Below are 1,762 nucleotides of genomic sequence, written 5' to 3' on the forward strand. Positions count from 1 at the left end.
CCGTCGCTCTCGTCCAGGTCGCGGGCCCACAGCCACAGGCCGAGCAGCAGGACGACCCACGCGGCGGCCGTGACGAGGCCGGTCCGGCCGCGGGGGGCGGGCTCAGCCGCCATCGGCCGCCTCCGCGCCGGTGCCGCCCGCGTCGCCGCCCGTGCGGCGGCGCACGAGGGTGAGGGCGAGGACCGCCGCCCCGCCGCCGACGAGGGTGAGGGGCAGCGCACCGGGTCCGCCGTCCGCCCCGGCGGCCCGGGCGGACGTCGCGTTCTGCGCCTGCCCCGCCTGCCCCGCCTGTTCCGTCCGCCCCGGCTGCTTCGCCGTGCCGCCGCCGCCCGCGGTCACCGGCGACCAGGGCTGGTGGTGCCAGTTGTTCTTCCAGTGCTCCGGCCGCTTGTGCGGCTCCTCCACGACCACCTGGCCGCGCGCCACCCGCCGGTCGCCGTCGCAGTCGACCCACACCGGGTACGTCCCGGGCCGCGCCGTCCACTTGATCTTCCCGCGCCCGGTCAGCCCGCCGAAGTTCTCCGGCCGCATGTTCACCGGCGCCTCGAACGCCTCCGAGGTCGCCGAGGCGTGGTCGCCCCGGCACACGCCGGTACTGACCTGGACGGGATCGCCGCGCTGCACGCGGTACGGCGTCACGGTCACGTCGCCCTGCGCGTGCGCGTCGGTGCAGGAGACGGCGGCGCCGCCCGTCAGCAGCAGCAGGACGGCGGCGAGGCAGGCACGGGCCGGGCGCATGGGACCTCCGGAAGCGAAGCTTTCACTCCAGCGTCGCCACGCCCCGCGCCCGCGCATCCGCACAGCGGCGGCGCTACGCCGATCCGGTCACCGCCCACCCGAACGGCGGCGCGGGCGCGGCGGGAGGGCCGCGTCCCGCGGGCCGGTCCGGGCCTCAGATCAGCTCGACGAGGTCGGCGATCGAGTCGGCGATGTGCGAGGGCCGGTACGGGAACCGCTCCACCTGGTCCGCCCGGGTGAGCCCGGTCAGCACCAGATACGTCTCCATGCCCGCTTCCAGCCCGGCCAGTATGTCGGTGTCCATCCGGTCGCCGATCATCGCGGTGGACTCGGAGTGGGCGCCGATCTGGTTGAGCCCGGCGCGCATCATCAGCGGGTTGGGCTTCCCGACGAAGTACGGGTCCTTGCCGGTCGCCTTGGTGATCAGCGCGGAGACGGCGCCGGTCGCCGGCAGCGGGCCGGCGGCGGACGGGCCGGTCTCGTCCGGGTTGGTCGCGATGAAGCGGGCGCCCTTCTCGATCAGCCGGATGGCCTTCGTCAGCGCCTCGAAGCTGTACGTGCGCGTCTCGCCGAGGACGACGTAGTCGGGGCGGTGGTCGCTGAGCACGTAGCCGTGGTCGTGCAGCGCGGTGGTCAGCCCGGCCTCGCCGATGACGTACGCGGTGCCGCCGGGGCGCTGGTCGTCGAGGAACTTGGCGGTGGCGAGCGCGGAGGTCCAGATGTTCTGCACCGGCACGTCCAGACCGATGCGGGAGAGCCGGGCGTGCAGGTCCCCGGGGGTGTACATGGAGTTGTTGGTGAGCACGAGGAAGGGCTTGCCGGATTCGCGCAGCCGCTTGATGAAGGCGTCGGCGCCGGCGATGGGGATGCCCTCGTGCATGAGCACCCCGTCCATGTCCGTCAGCCAGGACTCGACCGGCATGCGCTCCGCCATCTGATCTCTCCCAGGGTCCTCGGGGACTGGGTCACCAGCCTAGACGCAGGGGCGGCGGGACAGAGGGGGGTGGAGGGAGATGAGTGGGGG

General features: G+C 74.2%; 2 protein-coding genes. Both read right to left on the reverse strand.

Features of this window, described 5'->3' with window-relative positions:
• Nucleotides 1-102 precede the first annotated feature (102 nt).
• Complete coding sequence (locus ABD317_RS36525) at nt 103-738, reverse strand: hypothetical protein (RefSeq protein ID WP_344296298.1); 636 nt, start codon at nt 736-738, stop codon at nt 103-105.
• 154 nt (nt 739-892) lie between these two features.
• Nucleotides 893-1,672: an HAD-IIA family hydrolase gene (locus tag ABD317_RS36530; RefSeq protein WP_344296299.1), complete on the reverse strand. Its 780-nt coding sequence runs from the start codon at nt 1,670-1,672 to the stop codon at nt 893-895.
• Between the last annotated feature and the right edge of the window lie 90 nt (nt 1,673-1,762).

It is taken from the genome of Streptomyces synnematoformans (assembly GCF_039531005.1).
Classification (GTDB): Bacteria; Actinomycetota; Actinomycetes; order Streptomycetales; family Streptomycetaceae; genus Streptomyces; species Streptomyces synnematoformans.

Excerpts from the sequence above, each read along its gene's own strand:
- ABD317_RS36525 (WP_344296298.1), bottom strand. The coding sequence starts at position 738 with ATGCGCCCGGCCCGTGCCTGCCTCGCCGCCGTCCTGCTGCTGCTGACG.
- ABD317_RS36530 (WP_344296299.1), bottom strand. The coding sequence starts at position 1,672 with ATGGCGGAGCGCATGCCGGTCGAGTCCTGGCTGACGGACATGGACGGG.